The sequence below is a fragment of the Mesorhizobium sp. BR1-1-2 genome (genome assembly GCF_020165435.1).
Classification (GTDB): Bacteria; Pseudomonadota; Alphaproteobacteria; order Rhizobiales; family Rhizobiaceae; genus Mesorhizobium.
Genome location: NZ_JAIUID010000014.1, coordinates 25,245 through 48,403, shown reverse-complemented (window position 1 = coordinate 48,403; position 23,159 = coordinate 25,245). Strand labels below are relative to the sequence as shown.

The following is a 23,159-nucleotide window of genomic DNA, read 5'->3' as shown; positions in this document are numbered from 1 at the left end:
TCGAATGAAGCTCTTCGACGGCGGCCGAGCGCCCAACCCAAGACGGGTTCGCGTTTTCCTGGCCGAGAAGGGAATCGCGGTTCCGCTGGTGTCCGTCGACATGGGCGCGCTGGAACACCGGCAACAGGCGGTCAGCTCGCGCAATCCACTGCGGCGACTGCCGGTGCTGGAGCTTGACGATGGCACCGTCATCACCGAGTCCGTCGCCATCTGCCGCTATTTCGAGGAACTCAACCCCGAGCCCGCACTGTTCGGGCGCGGGGCGCTCGGCAAGGCGCAGGTCGAGATGTGGCAAAGGCGGATGGAATTCAACCTGCTGACCTGCGTCGCGCAGGCCTTCCGCCATATCCATCCGGCCATGAAGGAATGGGAAATCCCGCAGATTCCCGAATGGGGCGAGGCCAACAAGCCGAAGGCAATCGAATTCCTGAGACTTCTCGACGGCGAGCTGGGAACCCGCGAATTCGCCGCCGGCGACGCCTATTCGATCGCCGATATCACCGGGATGATCGCCATCGATTTCATGAAACCGGCGCGCATCAAGGTGCCGGACGAGTGCAGCAATGTGTTGCGCTGGTATCGGATGATTTCGAGCCGGCCGAGTGCCGCGGCCTGAGGATGACTGCGGAACTCGAAAGCCTTGCCGCGACGGTTCGCTCCTGCCGCATCTGCGTCGACAATCCGATCGGCCGGCCGCTGCCGCACGAGCCGCGCCCGGTGCTGCGGCCCTCGTCGAATGCCCGCATCCTGATTGCCAGCCAGGCGCCGGGATCCAAGGTGCATCTGTCGGGCATGCCGTTCACCGATGCTTCGGGCGACCGGCTCAGAGACTGGCTCGGCGTCACCAGCGAGGAGTTCTACGACACCGAGAAGTTCGCCATCGTGCCGATGGGCTTCTGTTTCCCCGGCCAGGACGCCAAGGGCAGCGACTTGCCGCCAAGGCGGGAATGCGCGCCGGCCTGGCGCGCGCCGTTGATGGGGCTCATGCCACAGATCGACCTGGTGCTGACGATCGGCATCTACGCGCAGTCCTGGCACATGGGTGCCGCGCGGCGCCCGTCCCTGACGGAAACGGTGAGGGACTGGCGCTCCATCTGGGAGGAATCCGCTGGCCAGAAGGTGCTGCCGCTGCCGCATCCGTCCTGGCGCAACACCGGCTGGCTGAAGCGGAATCCCTGGTTTGAAATGGATTTGCTGCCTTTCCTCAGGTCGGAAATCCGCTATCGCCTCGGTTAGACATTCAGCAAGAAACCACCGGCTTTTCCGCCAATCAGCAGAATTTTTTTCTTGTGAAAGGCTATAATAACGCCGATTATGGCCAATCCATTCCTTCAGGAGCATTCGATGGACCGCCTTGACCGAAAAATTCTCCGCCTCCTGCAGGAGGACGCGACGCTCGCGGTCGCAGATGTCGCCAAGAAAGTGGGACTGTCGACGACCCCTTGCTGGCGGCGCATCCAGAAGCTCGAGGAAGAGGGCGTCATCAAGCGGCGTGTCGCCATTCTCGATCATGAAAAGGTCAATGTGCGGGTCACCGTCTTCGTCTCGATCCGCACCAATTCGCACAGCCATGAATGGCTGCGGCGCTTTTCCGAAGTCATCCAGGAATTCCCCGAGGTGGTCGAGTTCTACCGCATGAGCGGCGATGTCGACTATCTCCTGCGTGTCGTGGTGCCCGACATTGCAGCCTATGATGCCTTCTATAAGCGGCTGATCGCCAAGATCGAGATTCGCGACGTCTCGTCCTCCTTCGCCATGGAGCAGATCAAGTACACGACCGAGATCCCGCTCGACTACATGGTGCTGGACAAGGAATCGGGTGCGAACGCGGCCTGAACGCGCGGGGCCTTGCGCATGCAAAGTCACGCAAGCTCGCCTTGCTTAGTTCTTCTTTTTGTTGAGGAAAGTCCAAGGCGAGTTGACCGGTAGGGTGACTGTGTCCGGCACGGTGTCGACGCCGGTCACGCTTGCCCTGCGCACGGTGTAGCCCGACTGGATGACCGAGACGCCGTCCAGGATGAAGAGCTGGCTCTTCTCCATGCCTGGTTTCAGCGCGCCGGTTACGGAAACCGGCTGGTAGGCCTGCGACATCCTGTAGGGATGAGCCGGGGTAACCAGGACGATCTGGTTGGGTGGCGGTGTCGGCATGTGGCTGCAGGCGCCGGTCCACGGCACCAGCAGGAACTGATAGACAAGGTCGCCGTCGCGATCGACTGGCAGGGCGTAGCCGGCCAGCTCGATGGTCTTGTCCTGCAGCTTCAGGGACAACGTCTCGCCATGGTCCGGAATCTTGGCCGCGATCATCGGCAAGCCGGCATCCTCGGCGGCGGCCTGGCTGGCGGGCCGCAGATCCTTCCAGAGTACATGGGCGGTCTCGGCCGAGGCGCCGGCGGCGATGGACCCGAACATCGCGACTGCCAGCGCGGCGGTTTTGAGATGGTTGCTCATTGGGCCGCTCCCTTCGGTCCGAATTAAGCCGCTGCCATCAGCAACGTCAACGTTCGGCCCGCATCACATGTCGGCGAGAACCCCATACGGACGATCTCAGGCACTTCTCTCGACAAGCCGGTCCAGCGTCTTTGGACCCGTTAACTCCTTCACGGCGTCCCGGCCGATCCAGCGCGCTGTCTTGTCGGATGATCCGGCCAGCTTTTGCGCAAGCGCAAGGGCAGGAGCATGCAGTGCCGCCGAGCGTTTGCCAATCTGCCGCAGCGCCCAGTTGACCGCCTTCCTGACGAAATTGCGCGGATCGCCGGCATGCGCCTCGATCAACCGCAGATAGACGAGAAAGGTCGCGTCCGGCTCCTGCTTCAGATGCACTGCGCTCCAGGCCACCATGGCAAAGCCGGCGCGGCGCACGAACTCGCGTTCGTCGGCAACAAACTCCTCGATCAACTCACGCCGGAACGGCGTTTCGGCAAAGAGATCCGAGACGCTGTCGACGATCTCCCAGGAATCGAAATCGCCGGCCCAGCGGCGGCACTGCTCGGCCGTGATCCTTTTCGGCTCGCCGGTGAACGCCGCCATCAGCCGCGCCTCGCGAACACCGCTGTCCCACAGGGCAAGCGCCCGCTCGTGATTGCGCTTCAGCTTGCGCGCCAGCGGCCGCAAATCCGAATTGCCTACACCAAGCGCCGTCGCGGTGTTTATGCCGAACCGGGCCATGCCGGCGCGGTTTTCCTGCGTGCCGATCGAGCGCAGGTGAGCGACGATCTCGTCCGCGCTCCAGCTCGGGCCGGGCAGGGACATCTCCGCTCTACTTCTCCAGCCGCGCCAGCAGCGAGGACGTGTCCCAGCGCCTGCCGCCCATCGCCTGGACGTCCTTGTAGAACTGGTCGACGAGCGCCGTCACGGGCAGCGTGGCGCCGTTGCGGTCGGCTTCATCAAGGCAGATGCCCAAATCCTTGCGCATCCAGTCGACCGCGAAGCCGAAGTCGTATTTACCTGAATTCATCGTCTTGTGCCGGTTCTCCATCTGCCACGAGCCCGCCGCGCCCTTGGAGATCACATCGATGACCTTCTCGATGTCGAGCCCGGCCTTCTTGCCGAAATGGATGCCTTCGGACAGTCCCTGCACCAGCCCGGCGATGCAGATCTGGTTGATCATCTTGGTGAGCTGGCCGGCGCCTGCCGGTCCCATAAGCCCGACCATCCGGGCATAGGCGTGGATGACGGGCCTGGCTTTGTCGAAGGCGGCCTGATCGCCGCCGACCATGACGGTCAGAACGCCGTTTTCGGCGCCGGCCTGGCCGCCGGAGACCGGCGCATCGAGAAACGAGAAGCCGCGCTCCTGTGCGGCCTCGGCCAACTCGCTCGCGACCTCGGCCGATGCCGTGGTGTTGTCGATGTAGACGGAGCCCTTTTTCATGGCCTGAAAGGCACCGTCCTTTGCCGTCGTCACCGAACGCAGATCGTCGTCATTGCCCACGCACGAGAAAACAAAGTCCTTGCCTTCGGCAGCCTGCGCCGGCGTCAGGGCGAGAGCGCCGCCATGCTGGGCGACCCATTGCTCCGCCTTTGCGCTGGTGCGGTTGTAGACGGTGACGTCGTGGCCACCCTTGTTCTTCAGATGCGCGGCCATGGGGTAGCCCATGACGCCAAGACCGAGAAATGCCACCGATGCCATGGCTTGTTCCTTCCGACAGGAGCAGAGATTGCAGTTGCGGAAGGTCTAGGCCATGCGGCGGATTCGTCAAGGCGCGTGCCGCACCATCGACTGGCACAGATCAGGTAGGCTTACCGTTTCAGGTGAATGGTGATCCGGCGCTCGATCCATTCGACGCCGTGGCGCAGGATCTCGACCATCACCAGATAGACGATCGCCACCCAGACATAGGCCTGGAAGTCGAAGGATTTGGCGTAGGCGAGTTTCGCATTGCCCATCAGGTCGTAGACGGTGATGATGGCGACGATGGCGGAAGCCTTGATCATCAGAACGAGTTCATTGCCGTAGGGTCGCAAGGCCACGATGATCGCCTGGGGCAGAATGACCTTGCGCAGCGTCTGCTGCTTGTGCAGGCCGAGCGAAGCGGCGCCTTCCCACTGGCCCCTTGGAACACTCTCGATGGCGCCGCGCAGGATTTCCGCCTGATAGGCGGCCGTGTTGAGCGCAAAGGCGAACACGCCGCAGTTGAAGGCGTCGCGGAAGAACCACCATAGCCCGACCGATTCGAGCTGCACGCGGAAAGAACCGACCCCGTAATAGACCAGATAGACCTGGACGAGCAGCGGTGTGCCGCGGAAGAAGTAGACGTAGCAATAGGCAGGCCACGACAGCAACCGGTTGTTCGACATGCGGCCATAGGTGACGGGCAGCGACAGGATGGCGCCGGCCACCATCGACACCGCCACCAGCGACAGGGTGGTTCCAAGTCCCTGCAGATAGGCCGGAGCATATCGTGCGAAGAACTCGCCATTCCAGGCGGAGACCAGATAGGCCAGTATACCGAAGCCGAAGAGGATCCAGAGGCCGACGAATGCGTATCCCACGATACGGGCACGCGGCCAGCCGCGCGCCGGCGGCGGCGGCCGATCGACGGCAATGGTGTTGGTGACGCTCATCGTGCTTCCTTCTGTCCGAGCGACCGCAAGATGAAGCCGGTGGCGATCGAAGACAGGATGGCCAGGATGAGAAAGACCAGCGCCGCGACGCTGTAGAACAGGAACGAATGTTTGGTGACGCGCGCCGCGACGCCCGCATTGCGCAAGGTCTCGGCGAGGTTGACGACCGAGACCAGGGCTGTGTCCTTGAGCAGGCTGAGCCAGCAATTCTCGAGACCGGGGAAGGCGATGCGCAGCAATTGAGGCAGGATCACCTTGCGCATGGTCAGCCACTTCGACAGACCGATCGCATAGCCGCCCTCATACTGGCCCTTCGGAATGGCGCGAAAGGCCGAAAGGAACACCTCGCTGGCATAGGAAGAGAAGATCAGCGAGAGCACGATCATGCCGGCGATGAAGCTGTCGACATCGATCGTCGCCTCGGGCCTGAAGAAGCGGATGATGTATTGCAGCAGGATGGGCATGCCGAAGAAGAACAGGAAGAGCGTCACCAGCTCCGGAAGGCCGCGAAACATGGTGGTGTAAATGTTCGCGGCCAGCCGCAGCGAAGGCTCTTCGGATTGCTTTGCCCAGGCAATGAAAAAGCCGATCGTCAGGCCGATCGGAAGCGTGGCGAGCGCCAGAGCGATGGTGACCACCGCGCCATAGGCGATATCGTCAAGCCAGCCATTGGGTCCCCAACTGAGAAGTGTCCATATGCTTTGGGCTGGCATCGAGTGGTGTTATCTCCAGAGCTCCCAGATCGGGTAAGGCGGCAGGGGAGACCCTGCCGCCCTTGGAGTGATTATCAGGACTCGGCGCCGTAGACGTCGAACTTGAAGTACTTGTCGTTGATTTCCTTGTATTTTCCGTTGGCCCTGATGGCGTCGATCGCGGAATTCAGCTTGTTGACCAGATCGGTCTCGCCCTTGCGGACGGCAATGCCGGCGCCAGGTCCGAAAATCTCGACCGGCTGCGGCGAGGGCTGGCCGAGGATCTTGCAGCAGGCACCGTCAGGCGAATCCAGCCACTGCTGCAGCACCACGATATCATCCTCGATGGCGTCGAGGCGGCCGTTGGCCAGATCCGCCTGTTCCTCGGGGCTGCTCGGATAACCCTTGATCGTGCTGTCAGTGTAGGTCTTCGAGGCATAGTTGAAATGGGTCGTCGTGGTGGCCACGCCGATACTCTTGCCGGCGAGGTCCTCCTTGGTCACGCCCTTCAGCGTCGAATCCTTCGGCACCGCCAGCGCCGAGGGCGTGTTGTAGTATTTGTGAGTGAAGTCGACCTTCTCGGCACGCTCCGGCGTGATCGACATCGAGGCTACGATGGCGTCGAACTTGCCCGCCTGCAGCGCCGGGATGATGCCGTCCCAATCCTGGGCGACGAAGGTGCACTTGACCTTCATCTCGTCGCAGAGCGCCTGTGCGATGTCGATGTCGAAGCCGACAAGCTTGCCGTCCGAGGTCAGGTTGTTGAAGGGCGGGTAGGCGCCTTCGGTGCCGATCCTCAGGGTTTTTTCCCGGGCCTGGGCTACGCCGAGCGTCAGCAGCGCGGCCGAGGCGGCGAGCGCGATACGCAGTGCAATACGCATGATGGTCCTCTCTTTATGGTCCCGGCCGTCGTTCCGAAACGGCTCTGTGGGGCGGTGCTTTTGACCGCCCGCTGGCCCGATACTCCCACTCTTTCCAAGAAAAAAGCAACTGCAAAACCACGAAAATCGGCAATGTCCTTCTGCCGTTACGTTACTTCTTCAAGCAACGAGGCCGGTCGCGCGCTCGATGAAGTCGGCTATCGATTTCACGTCGTCGAGATCGAACACCGGCAGGCTGTTGTCCTCGATGACGAAGTCGGCCGCGATGGCAACGATCCCGGGATCACCCGCCGAAAGCGGCGTCCGGTCCTTCGCCTCCAGGCGCCGGGTTTCGATCTTGAGATGGGCTTCGCGTTTGTAGCCTTCGACCAGCACGATGTCGGACGGCGCAAGCCGCGACAGGATCGCTTCCAACGCCGGCTCATCCTCTCCGCGCAGTTCGTGCATCAGCGCCCAGCGATTGGCGGAGACGATGGCGACCTCCATGGCTCCTGCCTGCCGATGGCGAAAGCTGTCCGCGCCCGGCTTGTCGATGTCGAAATCATGATGGGCGTGCTTTACGGTCGAAACCGTCCAGCCGCGCCCAACGAGTTCCGCGACCAGTTTCTCAGTCAGGGTCGTCTTGCCGGAGTTCTTCCAGCCGGTGATGCCGAAGAGGCGCTTGTTCATCTCAGATGCTCTGCAGCAACCGCGCCGCCTTGGCAAGATCGTCGGGCATGTTGACGTCGAAGAAAGGATCGACAGCCTGGCCCTCGGTTTCCAGCAGTGGAAATTCAAAATCCCGCAATGTCTCTCACCATCGAGCCCTTGCGCCGTCGCGGAAAATCACGGGGTTCTCCGCGAGCCCCTCATATGCCGTCCGGGGCCATGGCAGGACCAGTGCTTTCCGCGACGATCCTGCGCCGGCCGACGACCCGCTCACGATAAAGCGCGTAAAGGCCGGAGCCCACGATTGTGCTGGCGCCGATGATCATCGTCATATCGGGGACATCGCCGAAGACCAGCAGGCCGAGCACAATGGACCAGAGCAGCGCCGTATAACGGAACGGCGCTATGAAAGAAATCTCGCCCGAGCGCATCGCCATGATGATGAATTGATAGCCGATGAGCACCAGCACTGCCGCGAGCGCCAGCAGCGCAGTGGCTTTTCCCGTCATCGGTGTCCAGCCGCCCATCGGCGACAGCAGCAGCGCGCCGACCACGGTCATGGCCAATGCCGTTGCGGTGGAGACGAGCAGCGTCGGGATAGCCTGCGGAATCCGCTTGGTGGCGAGGTCGCGCACCGCGCAGCAGGCGACGCTGGCCAGCGCCACCAGGGAAAACATGCTGAACCCGTCGAAGCCCGGGCGCACCACGACCAGCACGCCGGCAAATCCGACAGCGATCGCCAGCCAGCGGCGCCAGCCGACCGCCTCGCCGAAGACAAGGGCCGCACCCATTGTCACGGCCAGCGGCAGTGCCTGCAGGACGGCCGAGACGCTGGCGATCGGCAAATGGGCAAGCGCGACCAGGAAGGTCACCGTCGCGCCGGCCTCGGCAAGGACGCGCAGTGCCACCAGCGGCTGCAGCATCGAGCGCGGCCGGACCAGCGCGCCGCGCTGCCAGGCGAGCAGGCCGACGAAGAGCGAGGCAAATGCGCCTCTGATCAACATGACCTGCGCCATGTTCATCGACTGCGACGAGTATTTGGTGATGGCGTCATTGAGGGTGAAGCCGGCCATCGCCACCACCATGAACAACGCACCGCGAAGATTGGGAGAAAGGGGCAAGATCTCTACCGGTTCTGCTTTGAAAAAAGCCTGTAGCAGCCGGGAACGAAACAGCAATGACAAAGGGCTGGGCCACGGCCTTGATCGCGGCCCGGAATTCAACCTGCGGAGGCCGACCGCAAGTCTTCGGCGCCGACACCTCGTTGCCGTCCTTGCCCGAGATCGTCCAGCGGAAACGTCAGCCGCCGGTGACGCTCATATGCCGCGACACGGAGGGGCGGCTGGTGCGGCGGTCGATGATGAAATCATGCCCTTTCGGCTTGCGCCCGATCGCCTCGTCGATGGCCGCGCCGATCAGGTCGTTGCCTTCGGACGCGCGCAACGGTTCCCTGAGATCGGCGGCATCCTCCTGGCCCAGGCACATAAAGAGCGTGCCGGTGCAGGTCAGTCGGACGCGGTTGCAGCTCTCGCAGAAATTATGCGTCATCGGCGTGATGAAGCCGAGCCGGCCACCGGTTTCCGCGACATGGACATAGCGGGCCGGACCGCCCGTCTTGAACGGGATGTCTGTCAACGTGAACTGGCGCTCCAGCGAGGCGCGCAGCAGCGACAGCGGCAGGTACTGGTCGGTGCGGTCGGCATCGATCTCGCCCATCGGCATGGTTTCGATGACGGTCAGGTCCATGCCCCGGCCATGCGCCCAGCGCATCATCTCGGGCAATTCGGCGTCGTTGAAATCCTTCAGCGCCACGGCGTTGAGCTTTATCTTCAGTCCCGCCGCCTGCGCCGCATCGATGCCGGCCATGACCTTGCCGAGATGGCCCCAGCGGGTGATGGCGTGGAACTTGTCGGCATCGAGCGTGTCGAGCGAAACATTGATGCGCTTGACGCCGCAATCGGCGAGCTCGGCGGCAAAACGCGAAAGCTGCGAGCCGTTGGTGGTCAGCGTCAGTTCTTCCAGCGCGCCGCTTTCGAGATGACGCGACAGCTGGCGGACCAGGTGCATGATGTTCTTGCGCACCAGCGGCTCGCCGCCGGTGAGGCGCAATTTGCGAACGCCTTTTGCGATGAAGACGCTGCACAGCCGGTCGAGTTCCTCGAGCGACAGCAGGTCCTTCTTGGGCAGGAAAGCCATGTCCTCGGCCATGCAATAGGTGCAGCGGAAATCGCAGCGATCGGTGACCGACACGCGCAGGTAGCTGATCGTGCGGCCGAAAGGATCGATCATGTCCATGCGTGAAGCGTTTCCCGTGCTGTGAACGGCGGCGTTATATATCGCTATGTGATACGATCCGGCCTGTCGTTCAAGATAGCCGCTCTCGATCTTTGGTAACATTCCCCGACCGACACCGGATGTCGGCTGCCTGGTACGGGCTTTTCCAATCCCGCGAAGCGGCGTAGGGAAGGGCGGTTCGAAACGGAAAACACTATGACGGCGCCGAAGGAACTGCGGGTCTCCAAAGACCGCAAACTGCTCTCCGTGACCTTTCCCGGCCACCAGCCATTCGAGTTGCCGGCCGAGTTGCTGCGCGTCGCTTCGCCGTCGGCCGAGGTGCAGGGCCATTCGCCGGACCAGCGGGTGACCGTTCCCGGCAAGCGCGATGTCGCCATCCTCAAAATTGAACCGGTCGGCAACTACGCGGTGCGCATAACCTTCGATGATTTCCATGACACCGGTATCTTCACCTGGAATTACCTGCACACGTTGGGCCACGAGAAGGATGCGCGCTGGAATGCCTACCTTGCCGAACTTGCGCAAAAGGGTCTCAGCCGCGACCGTTAGCCGGCGGGCGTCGTCAAGATGTCATGGAGCGGGAGTAGGGGCGGCGGATCGGGAGACGAGACAATGTCCATCATAACCACCGTCGAACAGCTTGAAGCGCTCTATGGCCTGCCCGGAGAAGCCTCGGTGGTCAAGGAACTCGACCACGTCATTCCCGAATACGCCGCCTTCATCGAGGCCTCGCCCTTCGTCGCGCTGGCGACCAGCGGGCCGGAAGGGCTGGATTGCTCGCCGCGCGGCGATCTCGCCGGCTTCGTGCGCATCGTCGATCCGAAAACCCTGATGATGCCGGACCGGCGCGGCAACAACCGCGCTGATTCGCTGAAGAACATCATTCGCGATCCCCGCGTCGGGCTGCTGTTCCTGGTGCCGGGCTCCGGCACGACGCTGCGCATCAACGGCCGCGCGCACGTCACCACGGATGCCGCGCTTTGCTCGTCGTTCACGGTCGACGGCAGGCCGGCGCGCTCGGTGACCGTCATCGATGTCGATACGGTCTATTTCCAATGCGCCCGCGCCATCGTGCGCTCGGAGCTGTGGAACCCGGCAAGGCATGTCGATCCGAAGTCCCTGCCGACGCCAGGAAAGATCCTGGAGATCACGAGCCGCAGGAACATCGACGGCGCCGCCTATGACAAGGAATGGCCGGAGCGGGCAAAAAAGACGATGTGGTGAGCGGGCGGAGCGCAATGGCGGTCAGGCGTCCTTCAATACCTCGTAGATCTTGCGCATCTGCTCGCCGATCATGTCGCATTGCTCCGGCGTCGACTGGCTCATCGCCTTCTCGATCAGCGCCATGTGCACCTTCAGCGCCTGCATCAGCAGTGCCTCGCCGGCTTCGGTGAGGGCCAGCCGCAGGATGCGCTTGTCCTTCTCGTCGCCTTCGCGACGCAGCAGGCCGCGCGCCTCCAGCTGCGGCAACAGCATGGTGATGTTGGAGCGGCCGACGAGCAGCTTGCGGGCGAGATCGTGTTGCGACATGCCGGGATGGCGGTAGAGGTTCATCAAAACATCAAGCTGCGCGGGCTTCAGATCGAGCGGCGCGAGCTTCACGGCAAGCGTGCGCTCCAGCACATGGCAGGCGCGCGCGACGGCGACCCAGTTGCGAAACCGCGGGTTGTCCCAGGGCAGCTCTTGTTTATTGTTCATCTTTGAACTATTATGTTCATGCTTGAACGTATGGATGGATTCCCACTATGGCATCATTCGGACTGAAGGTCATCCGGGGTGTATTCGGGGCCGCCGAACATGTCGCCCCGCGCCTTACGGGGCGCGCCGCATTCGAGCTGTTCTGCCGCACGCCGAACGCCAGGGCGCTGAGCGAGGGAGAACGTCGCGCCGTGGACCGCGCAGCAGATTTCATGGCCGAAGCGCGGCATCACCGGCTGAAGGCCGGATCCGGCTGCATCATGGCGCATGAATTCCGTCCGGAGCCGGGCAGGGCGTCCGCCGGAACGGTTCTCGTCGTCCATGGCTGGCGCTCGCGCACCGAATATATGCGCATGCTGATCGAGGGCTACCGCGCCGCCGGCTACAGGGTCGTCTCGCTCGACCTTCCCGGCCACGGCCAATCGCATGGCCGGCGATTGAACATGGTCAACGCCGTGGATGCGGTGCGAATCGCAGGCGAATGGTTCGGCCCATTCGCGGCGGTGGTCGGTCATTCCTTCGGCGGCGCCGTCGCCGCCAATGCAATCGCGGGATCGATCAGGAACATTGCACCGCTGGCGTCCGGGCGCCTGGTGCTGATCGCCGCGCCGAGTTCATTGCCGGCCATCTTCGCCGACTTCAGCCGCATGCTCAATGTCGGTCCGCGCTCGCAGGCCGCCATGGCGGACCGTGTCGAACATCTTTCCGGTCGGCCGCTCAGCGAATTCACCGGCGATCGCCAGCTTGCCCAGGCGCCGGTGCCGACCCTGGTCATTCACGCACCCGACGATCGCGAAGTCTCGGCCGATCATGCCTGGCGTTATGCCGGCGCCGGTGACCATGTGTTGCTCCACTGGGCCGAAGGGCTCGGCCATCGCCGCATCCTGGCGGACAAGGGCGTGGTGGAACGCGCCGTCAGCTTCGTGGCCGCGCACCGGGAGCCGTCGCTGCTCCATTGAGCCGCAATCAGGGCTGTTTCTTCTTCTCGCCGGGTTCCACCGGCAGTCCGGCAGCCTTCCAGGCGGTGTAGCCGCCAAGGATATGCTTGACCGGCGACAGCCCCATGTCCTGCGCGGTCTTGGTGGCGAGCGCCGAACGCCAGCCGCCGGCGCAGAAGAAGACGAAACTCTTTCCCGAAGCGAAGAACGGCTTGTGGTAAGGGCTCTCGGGATCGATCCAGAATTCCAGCATGCCACGGGTGACATGTTTGGCGCCGGGAATCCTGCCGTCGCGTTCAATCTCGCGAGGATCTCGCAGGTCGACAAAGATGGTGCCTTCGTCCTCGATCAGCCCCGCCGCTTCCTCGGGCGAGAGCACTTCGATCTCGGCATTCGCCTCGTCCAGCAGTTCGCGATAGCCCTTTTTCACCGTCCGATCCTCCGGCCCGTTTAGACTGGCGCTCCGTCCGTTAGGATTTCGAGCACAATGGCCGGCGTTTGTCACGCCGCGTCGGTAGCGGCCATCGTCTTCCAGGCCGCCATTGCCCCGTTCACGGTCGCCAGCAGGGCACCAAGCGAAGCACCGTCGCGCGCCTGGATCGACATGCCGTGCTGAACGGTCGCGAAGAAGGTCGCGGCGGCCCCGCAGTCGAAACTCCCCGGCAATTCGCCTTCGGCCACGCCACGCTCCAGCCTCCTCTGCAAGGCTGCATGGTTTTCGGCGCGACGACGGCGCAGGTCGTCGCAGATGGCGCCGCGCGAGCTGTCCTGATGCAACGCGCCGAGCGTGATCAGGCACCCTTGCGGGCGATCGGTCTGCGAATAGGCCCTGGCGGTCTGGCGCAGGAAATCCTCTATCGCCTTGCGTGCCGTCGGCGCCTCGTCCAGTGCGGTCCAGATGTCGGTGCCTTCCGCCTGCGTGTAGAATTCGGTCGCTTCGAGGAAGAGCGCCTCCTTGCTGCCGAAAGCGGCGTAGAGGCTCGGCGAATTGATGCCCATGGCCCGAGTCAAGTCGCTTATCGACGTGCCTTCATAGCCCTTGGCCCAAAACACCTCCATCGCGCGCCGCAAGGCGGCGGTTCTGTCGAAGGTGCGGGGGCGGCCTCGTTCCGACATGATGCTCTTTCTGTGCTGATCGATACATAATTCAGTTGACGGGGCCGGGCAAGCCTGACAGTTATTTATGTATCGATCGTTACATAAAGGAGAACTCAATGTCATCGAACCGTTTGAGCGGCAAGGCCGCGCTCGTCACTGGCGGCAGCCGCGGGATCGGCGCGGCGATCGCGCGCAGGCTGGCGGCAGACGGCGCCAGCGTGGCGCTGACCTATGTCAATGGCGAGGAACAGGCCCGCGCTGTGGTCGGCGAAATCGAGGCGAAGGGGGGACGCGCCATCGCCATCAAGGCCGATAACCGCGACGCCGCGGCAGTTGCCAAGGCGGTCGACGATGCCGCCTCGGCCTTCGGGCGGCTCGACATACTGGTCAACAGCGCGGGCATCTGGCGCGCCGCGCCCGTCGACACCCTGTCGCTTGCCGACTTCGACGAAACCATGGAGGTCAATCTGAGAGCGCCGTTCGTCGCCTCCAAGGCCGCGGTGGCACATATGGGCGAGGGCGGCAGGATCATCTCCATCGGCAGCAATTTGGCGGAGCGCGTGACCGACACCAGCCTCAGCGCCTATTCCGCGAGCAAGGCCGCGCTTGTCGGGCTGACAAAGGCCCTGGCGCGCGACCTCGGCGCGCGCGGCATTACCGCCAACATCGTTCATCCCGGCTCGACGGACACCGACATGAATCCGGCAGGCGGTCCGCATGCGGATCACCAACGGCAAAAAATGGCCACTCCGCGTTTCGGCGAGGCCGATGAGGTCGCCGGGATGGTCGCCTGGCTCGCCGGTCCCGAAGGGCGCTTTGTAACGGGCGCCGCGCTGACCATCGACGGCGGCGCCAACGCCTGACCTCGCCCGATGACCGTGACGGCCAGAGGGATTGTGTTCGCTCCGGCCGTCACGTTGTTGTGAAACTGTTCTGCAACAGCCGCTCCAAAATTTATGAAAGCTTAACGAAATCGGTATGAATCGGTATAGTTGCGTCTTACATCCGCCATGCGGTGGGCAAGACGGTCGAGCGTGCTGAACGGGAGCCGGTTGCAGCCGGAGCGGGTGATCCATGAAATTGCCGGGAAACAGAGCTACCGCGTTGCCGCTTGCAGCGCTCGCGGCGACGCTGGCCCTGGGCACGCCGCAAGCAGGCGCGCAGGGGCTTTTCGACATGCTTTTCGGGGGCGGCGTGAGGCACGAGCCGCGAGGTGAGTTTCCCCCTCCGCCGCCAAGGTACAAGCCGAAACCCAACGTATCCGCCGGCGGTGGCGGCGGCAGCGTAAAGATCAGCAGCCCTTCCTACTACACCTACAAGGCCGACAAGCTTGTTCGCGTCGACTTCTCGGCGCTTATGGCAGCGCCGCAGCCGGCAACGCCGCAGGACGCCGCCTTCGTGCCGTCCGCCACCGGCAACGCCTTCCGCGAGGCAATCGCCGGACTGAGCGACTATGAGCTCTATGCGGAGCCCGCTATCGCCAAGGCGCTGATCGCCTATTATTCAGCCAATCCGGATTTCATCTGGGTGACCGGAGCCGGCGCCAACAGCCGCGCGCAGGATGCGGTGCGGGTGCTCGGCGAGTCGGCGAGCTACGGCCTGACGCCGTCCGACTACACGGTCGACGTGCCGCCCGCCGCCACGTCGACCACAGGCGATGCCGATGCACGCCTGAAGGAGTTCGTGCGCTTCGAAATGGCGCTGTCGGCGCGCGTGCTCCGCTATGTCCATGACGCCCAAAGCGGTCGTGTCGAACCCAATCGCATGACCGGCTACTATGATTTCCCCGCCAAGCCGCTCGACATGGAAGGCGTCTTGAAGACGCTGGCGCACACCCAGGAAGTGCGCACCTATCTCGAATCGCGGCATCCGCAGAACGCGGAGTACCAGGCGCTGCGCGTCGAGCTGGAAGCGCTGCAAGCGAGCGCCGAAAACGAGATCGTCGTCGATCCCAAGCTGTTGCTGAAGCCGGGCGAAACCAGTCCCGAGCTTCCCAAGCTGCTGACCCTGATCGCGCGCAATCTCGACGACGAGATGGGCGGCGCCTATGGCGAAGTGCTGTCGCGGCTCGTCACCAGCGAGGTCTACCTGCCGGAGCTGGTCCCGGTCATCAAAGCGGTGCAGCAAAAGGCGGGCATGAAGGGCGACGGCGTCATCGGACCGCGCACCGTCGCGTCGCTGGCCGGAACGTCCAAGGCCGACCGGCTGCTCAAGGTGCAGGTGGCGCTGGAAGAACTTCGCTGGCTGCCGTCCGACCTCGGCAGTCCGCGTGTCTTCATCAACCAGCCGGCCTTTACGGCAAGCTACATCGACAATGGCGAGGAAAAGCTGAAAACCCGCGCCGTCATCGGCAGGACCACCAACCAGACCGCTTTCTTCTACGACCAGATCAAGCAGGTCGACTTCCATCCCTATTGGGGGGTGCCGCAGTCGATCATCGTCAACGAGATGCTGCCGAGATTGCGCAGCGATCCGGGTTATCTCGACCGGGCCGGCTATGAGGTGACCGATTCGCGCGGCAAGCGCATCCCGTCATCGGCGGTCAACTGGGGCGGCTATGGCGCGAACATCCCCTACAGCGTGCGCCAACTGCCGAGCGAGGCCAATGCGCTGGGCGAATTGAAGATCCTGTTCCCCAACAAGCACGCCATCTACATGCACGACACGCCGCAGAAATCGTTCTTCCAGCGTGACATGCGCGCGCTCAGCCATGGCTGCGTGCGCCTGCAGGATCCGCGCGGCATGGCGGCCGCGGTGCTGGGCACATCGGTCGACGATATCGCCGAGAAGCTGAAACACGGCCATTCGACCGAGAATGTGACACGCACGATCCCGGTCTATGTCGCCTATTTCACCGCATGGCCCGATATGTCGGGCAAGGTCGAATACTTCAACGACGTCTATGACCGGGACACGCGTCTGAAGCAGGCCCTGGACGCTACCGAAGCGGCGCGCTCGCCGTCGAGCTGAGAATTCAGCGGGCCGTGAGCGGCCGCCGGAAACCGGCGTCGCGACCGGCTATCAGCCAGTAGACAAGCCCGGCGACCAGGCCGGCGGCGGCGATGATGCCGATGTCGGCCCATCGCTCCGGGGCCATGTCCTCCATTGCGCTCGGCCAGATCAGGGCAAAGCCGCCGACCGCCGCCGCCCCGCCGAAGAGCATGTGCAGCAGGGCGTTGCGCAACGAGAAGAATTCGGCGATCAACGCGAAGACCAGGGTCTGCAGCCCAGTCAGCACGATCGTCAGGAAATAGATGAACATGCCGAGCGGCGGCACCGCCAGTGCCGCGATCGGCGTGACACCCATGAAGTCGAAATAGCCCGGCGCGTCGGGCAGGGAACTGAGCACGGCATAGATGGCCGCCACGGCGATGAGGCCGATCAGCACGGCGACGAGATAGCCGGTAAGCATCATCAGGACGCGTTTCAACACATGCTTCGCCATGCCCACCCCCGTGACGCTCCGATGTAATCAGCCATCAAAGCCGAATTGACGCAAGGGTGGCCGGGCCGCGCGCGTATCACGCCACAAGGCCGGGCATTTTCAAAGGGAACCGGTGATCACTGCGGGGAGCGATCGCGGAAACCGGTACTCGCCCTCACAGGTGTCTCCTGACGAAGCTATCTGGGCTCTGCGGTCACGGGATCGTAGGTGATTTCGACCTTTGCCTTGTCGGCGGTGTAATAGGTGACCGTATAGGCGCCATCATCCCAGTCGACCTCTTTGACATAGCGGAAGCCGTCGCGCTGTTCCACCTTGGCGATGATGTCAGACAATTTCTTGGCATTGGGAGGCGGCAAAGGCTTGTCGTCCGCGGCGAAAGCCGGCCCGGCGACGAGAAGAATGGCGACGCTGGTCGCCAGAAGAAGTCTGGACATGGTTTTTCCCTCACTTTGACAGACAGAAACTCCCGATGATGATCGTTTGTTCCGAACGGAAGCCATTGGTCGATCGGAGCTTTCCGGCCGTGATGCGTCATTGCGAGGCATCAAAGCACATGGCGTGTCGAAAGTCGTCCAAGGCCGTTCGCGTAGTTGTGGGAGGCGGAATATCCGGGCTCGGATTTGGGGGATGGTGGGCGATGCAGGGATTGAACCTGCGACCCCACCCGTGTGAAGGGTGTGCTCTCCCGCTGAGCTAATCGCCCGCTCGTTGCCCAAAGGCCAAGCGAGCCGCGATATAAGGGAGGGCGGCTGGGGAAGTCAAGGCGATGTCCGACGTTCTTGCAAGGATCGGATTTCTTGACCTGCGGCACCCCTGCCGGGTGGTCCGTCAGTGTGCGGCGGCGGTCATCAGCCGTTGCACCAGGTCCAGCGTCAGAGCGTCAAAGTGAGAAATAACCGCCGAGGGCTCGAACTCTCGCACGTGGCGGTCGGTGTAGCCGAAATCGACGGCCACCACCGGAATACCGGCGGCCTTGGCGGTGTCGATGTCCGTCTGCGAATCGCCGACCATCAAAGCGCGGTGCGGATCGCCGCCGGCGCGCTTGATGGTCTCGGTCAGGTGGCGCGGGTCGGGTTTGCGGAAGGCGAACGTGTCCTGGCCGGCAATCGCGGCGAAATGTCTGGTCAGGCCGAGCGCCTCGATCAGCGCCAGCGAGTTGGCCTCGTATTTGTTGGTGCAGACGGCCAGGAGATAGCCCGCCTTCTCGAAGCGCGCGATCGCCTCGAGGACGCCGGGGTAGGGGCGGGACTTGCCGGGGATGTTGTCGGTATAGTGATCGAGAAACAGTTTCAGCAGCCGGTCGTGTTCCGCGACATCGAGGGATCGCTGCTGGGCGGCATGCGCCCGTTCGATCATGACGCGGCCGCCATGGCCGACGAAGCGTTTGAAGCCGGCTTCGTCGACGGCCGTGAGCGCGCTGGCGGCAAGGCTGTGGTTGAGGCTGTCGAGCAGGTCCGGCGCTGTGTCGATCAGCGTACCGTCGAGGTCGAACACGATGATCGGGCGGGTCATGATCCATCCTGGCAGTTTATGCAATGGGCAGGCGATAAAGGCTGCGGCGCGTCAAGGCAAGCGCCGGGCAAGCTCGTTCAGGCAAGCAAGCTGCCCGGACCTGGCATTCGCGACGAGCCGCCAGGCATGAAAAACCCGCCAGAGCGGCGGGTCCCGGCGCAAATCCGCACCATAGGCAATATGTAGCATAACTGCCTTCACCCAGTCAATAGTTCCTAAGAAAAAAATCCTATGAACGTCGCCGCATATCGTTCGCCGACCGCACGGGCATACCATTGGCGGGATACCGGGCATCATCAACCTACCCCGCCGCCAAGGGCTTTGACCACGGTCAAAAGCTTTGACCAGGGTCAAAAGCTTTGACCGGACCGGCAAAAATGGTAGGAGCCCCAAACACCAGGTTCCGGGGCGGCAAAAGCGGCATGGATGCAAGACAGTTGAAGATCGAAGCCGCGCGGGCGGCCCTTACCCATGTCACCGACGGCATGCGGCTCGGCATCGGCACCGGCACTACCGCCGACGAGTTCGTGCGGCTGCTTGCCGACAAGGTGGCCACCGGCCTGACCATAATCGGCGTGCCGACTTCCGAGCGCACCGCCTCGCTGTGCCGCGAGCTCGGCGTGCCGCTGTCGACACTGGAGGAGACGCCTGAGCTCGATCTCACTGTGGACGGCGCCGACGAAGTCGACCCTGCGCTGACCCTGATCAAGGGCGGCGGCGGCGCATTGCTGCGCGAGAAGATCGTCGCGGCGGCTTCCGCTCGCATGATCGTCATCGCCGACCGGTCCAAGATGGTCGAGACACTCGGCCGTTTTCCTCTGCCCATCGAGGTCAACCCGTTCGGCCTGCGCGCAACCGAAATCGCGGTCGGCAAGGCGGCTGCAAGGCTCGGCCTTTCCGGTCCGGTTACATTGAGGATGACGGGCGGCCAGGCTTTTGTTACAGACGGCGGCCACTTTATCCTCGATGCATCTTTTGGCCGCATTCCGGATACAAGAGCGCTATCGAATGCTCTCCACGCCATTCCCGGCGTGGTCGAGCACGGTCTTTTCATCGGGCTGGCGTCAGCGGCCATCATCGCCGGGGGCGATGGCATCCAAACCGTCCATGCCGCCTGAAAAACAGGGAGTTCTATCGACCATGATGTTGCATAACCGGGTTCGCCGCCTTTCCGTCATTCTGGCGGCATCGGCCGTTTTCGCCTTCTCTTCGCCGGCGTTCTCGCAGGACGTCACGGAAGCGCACCTGAAGGCGGCGCGCGCCGCGGTCACCGCGATCCACGCGACCGACCCGTTCGACAACATCCTGCCGCAGGCCGCCGCCGCTCTCGAATCGCAGCTCATCCAGAAGAACCCCGACATGCAGGAGCTGATCGCCAAGACGATCAACGAGAAGGCCCTGGCGCTGGCCTCGCGCCGGGCCGACCTGGAGAAGGAAGCGGCGCTTGCCTATGCGAAGGTGTTTTCCGAGAAGGAACTCAACGACATCGCGACCTTCTACAGTTCAGACTCCGGCAAGAAGCTCCTCGACAGCGGCCCGGCCGTTACGCGCGACCTGGTGAAGGCCGCCGATATCTGGCAGAACGGGCTTGCTCGCGACCTCGCCCAGCAGGTCGGTGAAACGTTGGCGGCGGCGGCCAAGGCGAAAGCGCCGGCAGCGCCTGCCGATGCGGCCGCGCCCGCGAATGGCGCCGCGCCCGCCGACGGGTCGGCGCCTGCCGACGACACGCAGAACTGATCCTGCATTCCAAAGGCCCTTGCGGCCATCTGTGAAGCCCGGCTTGCCCGGGCTTTTCTTTTGATGGTTTGCGGCCTACCTGTCACTCACATTTCCCGAAGCCCAAGGAGCCGCGCAATGGCCGGTTACGACTACGATCTTTTCGTCATCGGCGGCGGTTCGGGCGGGGTGAGGGCGGCGCGTGTCGCCGCCGCGCTCGGCAAGCGCGTCGGCATCGCCGAGGAATACCGCTTCGGCGGCACCTGCGTCATCAGAGGCTGCGTGCCGAAGAAGCTCTATGTCTATGCTTCGCAATTTCCCGAGCATTTCGCCGATGCCGCGGGCTATGGCTGGACGGTGCCGGAAGCCAGTTTCGACTGGCCCACGCTGGTCGCCAACAAGGACCGCGAGATCAGCCGGCTGGAGGCGATCTACAAGAGGAACGTCGAGGGCGCCGGCGGCGAGGCCTTTCATACGCGCGCCATGATCGTCGATCCGCATGTGGTGCATCTTCTGGACGGGGACCGTACCGTCACCGCCGACCAGATCCTGATCGCCACCGGCGGCCGTCCGGCGCCGCACCCGGCATTGCCCGGCCACGAATACTGCATCTTCTCCAACGAGGCCTTCGACCTCGAGCAGTTGCCCAAGTCGATCATGATCGAAGGCGGCGGCTATATCGCGGTCGAATTCGCCAACATCTTCCATGGCCTGGGCGTCGATACCACGCTGGTCTATCGCGGCAAGGAGATCCTCAGCCGCTTCGACATGGACCTGCGGCGCATGCTGCACGAAACGATGGAGAAGAAGGGGATCAAGATCCTTTGCCACGCCGTGTCGGAATGGATCCGCAAACGGCCGGATGGCCGGCTCGACGCGTTGCTCACCGGCGGCCAGACGTTGACGGTCGACCAGGTGATGCTCGCCATCGGCCGCATCCCCAACACCGAGAATATGGGGCTGGAAGGCATCGGCATCGAGATGACCGCGACCGGCGCGATCCAGGTCGACGCGTATTCCCGCACCAACGTCGAAAACATCTGGGCGATCGGCGACGTCACCAACCGCGTGCAACTGACGCCGGTGGCGATCCACGAGGCGATGTGCTTCGTCGAGACCGCCTTCAAGGGCAACCCGACCGCGCCCGACCACGACACGATCGCGACTGCCGTGTTCTCGCAACCGGAGATCGGCACGGTCGGCCTGTCGGAAGACGAGGCCATCAAGCGTTTCTCCGATATCGAGATCTATCGCGCGACATTCCGGCCGATGCGGCACACCTTGTCCGGGCGCGACGAAAAGATGCTGATGAAGCTGGTGGTCGATGGCGCGTCCAAGAAGGTGCTCGGCGCGCACATATTGGGGCCGGATGCCGGCGAGATGGCGCAGCTTCTCGCCATTCCGCTGAAGGCCGGGCTGGTCAAGGATGATTTCGACCGCACCATGGCCGTGCATCCGACAGCCGCGGAAGAGCTTGTGACGATGTACAAGCCGACCTATCGCGTGAAGGATGGCGAGCGCATCGGCTGACAGACAAACGCGCCGCGGCAAGGTGCTTGCCGCGGCGTAGTTGGGAGAGCCGCTACAGCAACGTGCCGCGCAGGATCACCTGCGCCACCGAGAAATAGATGACAAGCCCGGTGACATCGACCAAGGTGGCGACAAACGGCGCCGACGCGCTGGCCGGGTCGAAGCCGATGCGTTTCAAGGCGAACGGCAACATCGATCCCGACAGCGAGCCGAAGGTGACGATGCCGACCAATGCCGCTCCGACCGTCGCGGCGATCAACGCCCAGTGCGGGCCGTAGTCGTAGAAGCCGAAATACTGCCACAGCGCGATGCGGCAGATGCCTACGACGCCGAGTATCGCGCCGAGCAGGAGGCCGGTGGGCAATTCGCGCAATGCCACCCGCCACCAGTCGCGAAGCCCGATCTCGCGCAACGCCAGCGCGCGTATGACCAGCGAGGTCGCCTGCGAGCCGGAATTGCCGCCGGAGCTCATGATCAGCGGAATGAAGAGCGTCAGCACGATCGCCTTTTCCAGCTCGCTTTCATAACTCTGCATCGCATTGGCCGTCAGCATCTCGCTGACGAACAGCGCGCACAACCAGCCGGCGCGCTTCTGGATCATGGCGAGGAAGCTCATCTTCATGTAGGGCTCGTCGAGAGCCTCCATGCCGCCGAAGCGATGCACGTCCTCCGTCGTCTCCTCGATCATCGTGTCGATAATGTCGTCGATGGTGACGATGCCGAGGATCTTGCCGTGGTCGACGACGGGAACGGCGAGCAGATCGTATTTGGAAATCGTCTGCGCCAGGGTTTCGCGATCGGTCAAAGGCGTGACGGTCACCGGCACGCGGTCCGGCGCCACCGACAGGATCGAATCGCCAGGCTCGCCGGTGATGAGCCGGCGCAGGCCGGTCGAGCGCACGAGCAGATGCGTCTCAGGATCGACGATGTAGATGGCGTAGACGGTTTCGCGCGTCCGCTCGACCTTGCGGATGTAATCGAGCGTGCGGCCGACGGTCCAGTCCGAGGGCACGCTGACGAACTCCGTCGTCATGATCGAAGCGGCACTGTCTTCGGGGTAACCGAGAATCGAAAGCAGGGTTGCGCGCAGCTGCGGCGCCAGCACGCCGAGCAGCTCGGAGCGGGCGGGTTCGTCAAGATCGCGCAGGATGTCGGCGGCGCGATCGACCGACATGGCGGTAAGCAGCTTGCCCGCCTTGGCGCGAGGCAAGGCCTCCGCCAGTTCAGGCGCGCCCTCGAGCTCCGGCTGGTCGAAAATCTCGACCAGCCGCTCGAATGGCACTTCGCAAAGCAGCTCGGTCGCAGTTTCGCGCGACTCGCGGTTGAGCGCTTCGACCACGTCGGCGACATGGTCGTTTGCAAGGATGCGGGCGATGGCGACGGCCTCGTCGTCCGCTACGGGGGAAAAATCGTTCATGGTTCACTCCTTGCCGTCCGGCAAGACGTGAACCATCGAGGTCACGTCAGGGCGGACGGCGGTTGCGTTCGATTGTGACTGTCGCCAGGCATGGCGCGGTGACCTTTCCGCTCGCGGGTTCGAGTTTGATGTCTGCGAGCGGGCGCAACATAGGAGCTCGCCTTGCCCTGTCAATCGATGTGATCGAGGAAAATGCGGCCAACATGCCCCACTCGCGAGACTGTGATC

27 protein-coding genes and 1 tRNA gene are annotated in these 23,159 nt (G+C 63.3%); 11 read left to right on the top strand and 17 right to left on the bottom strand.

What is annotated here, in order from left to right; genetic code table 11:
• Positions 1-4: 4 nt before the first annotated feature.
• The 3 genes from LB551_RS24290 to LB551_RS24280 all read left to right on the top strand — a co-directional run bounded on the left by LB551_RS24290 (position 5) and on the right by LB551_RS24280 (position 1,836).
• Entirely contained in the window at positions 5-616 is a 612-nt protein-coding gene (locus tag LB551_RS24290) for a glutathione S-transferase (protein ID WP_224660667.1), read from the top strand.
• Positions 556-1,236, top strand: coding sequence for a uracil-DNA glycosylase family protein (locus LB551_RS24285; RefSeq protein ID WP_224660665.1), 681 nt, complete (start codon positions 556-558; stop codon positions 1,234-1,236). Before LB551_RS24290 ends, LB551_RS24285 begins: the two co-directional genes overlap by 61 nt.
• A 108-nt stretch (positions 1,237-1,344) precedes the next feature.
• Positions 1,345-1,836 (top strand): Lrp/AsnC family transcriptional regulator, encoded by a 492-nt coding sequence (locus LB551_RS24280; protein ID WP_006205209.1) that lies wholly within the window; start codon positions 1,345-1,347, stop codon positions 1,834-1,836.
• Positions 1,837-1,881: 45 nt separating this feature from the next.
• Here LB551_RS24280 and LB551_RS24275 read toward each other — a convergent pair whose 3' ends face one another.
• The 9 genes from LB551_RS24275 to moaA all read right to left on the bottom strand — a co-directional run bounded on the left by LB551_RS24275 (position 1,882) and on the right by moaA (position 9,577).
• Entirely contained in the window at positions 1,882-2,448 is a 567-nt protein-coding gene (locus tag LB551_RS24275) for a DUF3299 domain-containing protein (protein WP_224660664.1), read from the bottom strand.
• Positions 2,449-2,544: 96 nt separating this feature from the next.
• Positions 2,545-3,249, bottom strand: coding sequence for a DNA alkylation repair protein (locus tag LB551_RS24270; RefSeq protein WP_224660663.1), 705 nt, complete (start codon positions 3,247-3,249; stop codon positions 2,545-2,547).
• 7 nt (positions 3,250-3,256) lie between these two features.
• Entirely contained in the window at positions 3,257-4,126 is an 870-nt protein-coding gene (locus LB551_RS24265) for an NAD(P)-dependent oxidoreductase (protein WP_224660662.1), read from the bottom strand.
• A gap of 110 nt (positions 4,127-4,236) precedes the next feature.
• Positions 4,237-5,061, bottom strand: coding sequence for an ABC transporter permease (locus LB551_RS24260; protein WP_224660661.1), 825 nt, complete (start codon positions 5,059-5,061; stop codon positions 4,237-4,239).
• Entirely contained in the window at positions 5,058-5,774 is a 717-nt protein-coding gene (locus LB551_RS24255; RefSeq protein WP_140498632.1) for an ABC transporter permease, read from the bottom strand. Before LB551_RS24255 ends, LB551_RS24260 begins: the two co-directional genes overlap by 4 nt.
• Positions 5,775-5,848: 74 nt before the next feature.
• Positions 5,849-6,634 carry an ABC transporter substrate-binding protein gene (locus LB551_RS24250; protein ID WP_224660660.1) on the bottom strand — a complete coding sequence of 262 codons (786 nt, stop codon included), beginning with the start codon at positions 6,632-6,634 and terminating at the stop codon, positions 5,849-5,851.
• A gap of 159 nt (positions 6,635-6,793) precedes the next feature.
• Positions 6,794-7,303 (bottom strand): molybdopterin-guanine dinucleotide biosynthesis protein B, encoded by a 510-nt coding sequence (gene mobB / locus LB551_RS24245; RefSeq protein ID WP_224660659.1) that lies wholly within the window; start codon positions 7,301-7,303, stop codon positions 6,794-6,796.
• Between the two features lie 179 nt (positions 7,304-7,482).
• On the bottom strand, positions 7,483-8,403 hold the full coding sequence (locus tag LB551_RS24240; RefSeq protein WP_224624605.1) for a DMT family transporter: 921 nt from the start codon (positions 8,401-8,403) through the stop codon (positions 7,483-7,485).
• A gap of 178 nt (positions 8,404-8,581) precedes the next feature.
• Entirely contained in the window at positions 8,582-9,577 is a 996-nt protein-coding gene (moaA, locus tag LB551_RS24235) for a GTP 3',8-cyclase MoaA (RefSeq protein ID WP_224660658.1), read from the bottom strand.
• Between the two features lie 195 nt (positions 9,578-9,772).
• Here moaA and LB551_RS24230 point away from each other — a divergent pair, with 195 nt between their 5' ends.
• Positions 9,773-10,126, top strand: coding sequence for a gamma-butyrobetaine hydroxylase-like domain-containing protein (locus LB551_RS24230; RefSeq protein ID WP_140498625.1), 354 nt, complete (start codon positions 9,773-9,775; stop codon positions 10,124-10,126).
• A gap of 63 nt (positions 10,127-10,189) precedes the next feature.
• Positions 10,190-10,801, top strand: coding sequence for a pyridoxamine 5'-phosphate oxidase family protein (locus tag LB551_RS24225; protein WP_224660657.1), 612 nt, complete (start codon positions 10,190-10,192; stop codon positions 10,799-10,801).
• Between the two features lie 21 nt (positions 10,802-10,822).
• On the opposite strand, the gene LB551_RS24220 is transcribed toward LB551_RS24225, so the two are convergent.
• Positions 10,823-11,275 (bottom strand): MarR family winged helix-turn-helix transcriptional regulator, encoded by a 453-nt coding sequence (locus LB551_RS24220; RefSeq protein WP_140548466.1) that lies wholly within the window; start codon positions 11,273-11,275, stop codon positions 10,823-10,825.
• A gap of 47 nt (positions 11,276-11,322) precedes the next feature.
• Between LB551_RS24220 and LB551_RS24215 the strand changes: the two genes are divergently transcribed.
• Positions 11,323-12,234, top strand: a complete 912-nt coding sequence (locus tag LB551_RS24215; RefSeq protein WP_224660656.1) for an alpha/beta hydrolase — start codon at positions 11,323-11,325, stop codon at positions 12,232-12,234.
• 7 nt (positions 12,235-12,241) lie between these two features.
• On the opposite strand, the gene LB551_RS24210 is transcribed toward LB551_RS24215, so the two are convergent.
• Entirely contained in the window at positions 12,242-12,643 is a 402-nt protein-coding gene (locus LB551_RS24210; RefSeq protein WP_224660654.1) for a rhodanese-like domain-containing protein, read from the bottom strand.
• Between the two features lie 71 nt (positions 12,644-12,714).
• Positions 12,715-13,329 (bottom strand): TetR/AcrR family transcriptional regulator, encoded by a 615-nt coding sequence (locus tag LB551_RS24205; protein ID WP_224624600.1) that lies wholly within the window; start codon positions 13,327-13,329, stop codon positions 12,715-12,717.
• Positions 13,330-13,427: 98 nt separating this feature from the next.
• Here LB551_RS24205 and LB551_RS24200 point away from each other — a divergent pair, with 98 nt between their 5' ends.
• Both LB551_RS24200 and LB551_RS24195 read left to right on the top strand, forming a co-directional pair.
• Positions 13,428-14,174, top strand: coding sequence for an SDR family oxidoreductase (locus LB551_RS24200; RefSeq protein WP_224660653.1), 747 nt, complete (start codon positions 13,428-13,430; stop codon positions 14,172-14,174).
• Positions 14,175-14,385: 211 nt separating this feature from the next.
• Complete coding sequence (locus tag LB551_RS24195; protein WP_224660651.1) at positions 14,386-16,281, top strand: murein L,D-transpeptidase; 1,896 nt, start codon at positions 14,386-14,388, stop codon at positions 16,279-16,281.
• Between the two features lie 4 nt (positions 16,282-16,285).
• Here the strand turns inward: LB551_RS24195 and LB551_RS24190 are convergent, their stop codons facing one another.
• From LB551_RS24190 to LB551_RS24175, 4 genes are all read right to left on the bottom strand, one after another.
• Complete coding sequence (locus LB551_RS24190) at positions 16,286-16,756, bottom strand: hypothetical protein (protein WP_224660650.1); 471 nt, start codon at positions 16,754-16,756, stop codon at positions 16,286-16,288.
• 176 nt (positions 16,757-16,932) lie between these two features.
• Positions 16,933-17,190: a PepSY domain-containing protein gene (locus tag LB551_RS24185; RefSeq protein ID WP_224660648.1), complete on the bottom strand. Its 258-nt coding sequence runs from the start codon at positions 17,188-17,190 to the stop codon at positions 16,933-16,935.
• 194 nt (positions 17,191-17,384) lie between these two features.
• A tRNA-Val gene (locus LB551_RS24180) sits at positions 17,385-17,459 on the bottom strand.
• Positions 17,460-17,584: 125 nt separating this feature from the next.
• Positions 17,585-18,268 carry a phosphoglycolate phosphatase gene (locus tag LB551_RS24175; RefSeq protein WP_140548494.1) on the bottom strand — a complete coding sequence of 228 codons (684 nt, stop codon included), beginning with the start codon at positions 18,266-18,268 and terminating at the stop codon, positions 17,585-17,587.
• Between the two features lie 422 nt (positions 18,269-18,690).
• On the opposite strand from LB551_RS24175, the gene rpiA reads away from it, so the two are divergent.
• From rpiA to gor, 3 genes are all read left to right on the top strand, one after another.
• Complete coding sequence (rpiA, locus tag LB551_RS24170) at positions 18,691-19,386, top strand: ribose-5-phosphate isomerase RpiA (protein ID WP_224660647.1); 696 nt, start codon at positions 18,691-18,693, stop codon at positions 19,384-19,386.
• A 22-nt stretch (positions 19,387-19,408) separates the two neighbouring features.
• The gene (locus tag LB551_RS24165; RefSeq protein WP_224660646.1) at positions 19,409-20,005 is read left to right on the top strand and encodes a DUF2059 domain-containing protein; all 597 of its coding nucleotides are present in this window, start codon (positions 19,409-19,411) and stop codon (positions 20,003-20,005) included.
• A gap of 117 nt (positions 20,006-20,122) precedes the next feature.
• A complete protein-coding gene (gor, locus tag LB551_RS24160; protein WP_224660644.1) occupies positions 20,123-21,514 on the top strand; it encodes a glutathione-disulfide reductase in 1,392 nt (463 codons plus the stop codon).
• Between the two features lie 52 nt (positions 21,515-21,566).
• On the opposite strand, the gene mgtE is transcribed toward gor, so the two are convergent.
• A complete protein-coding gene (gene mgtE / locus LB551_RS24155) occupies positions 21,567-22,931 on the bottom strand; it encodes a magnesium transporter (RefSeq protein ID WP_224660643.1) in 1,365 nt (454 codons plus the stop codon).
• Between the last annotated feature and the right edge of the window lie 228 nt (positions 22,932-23,159).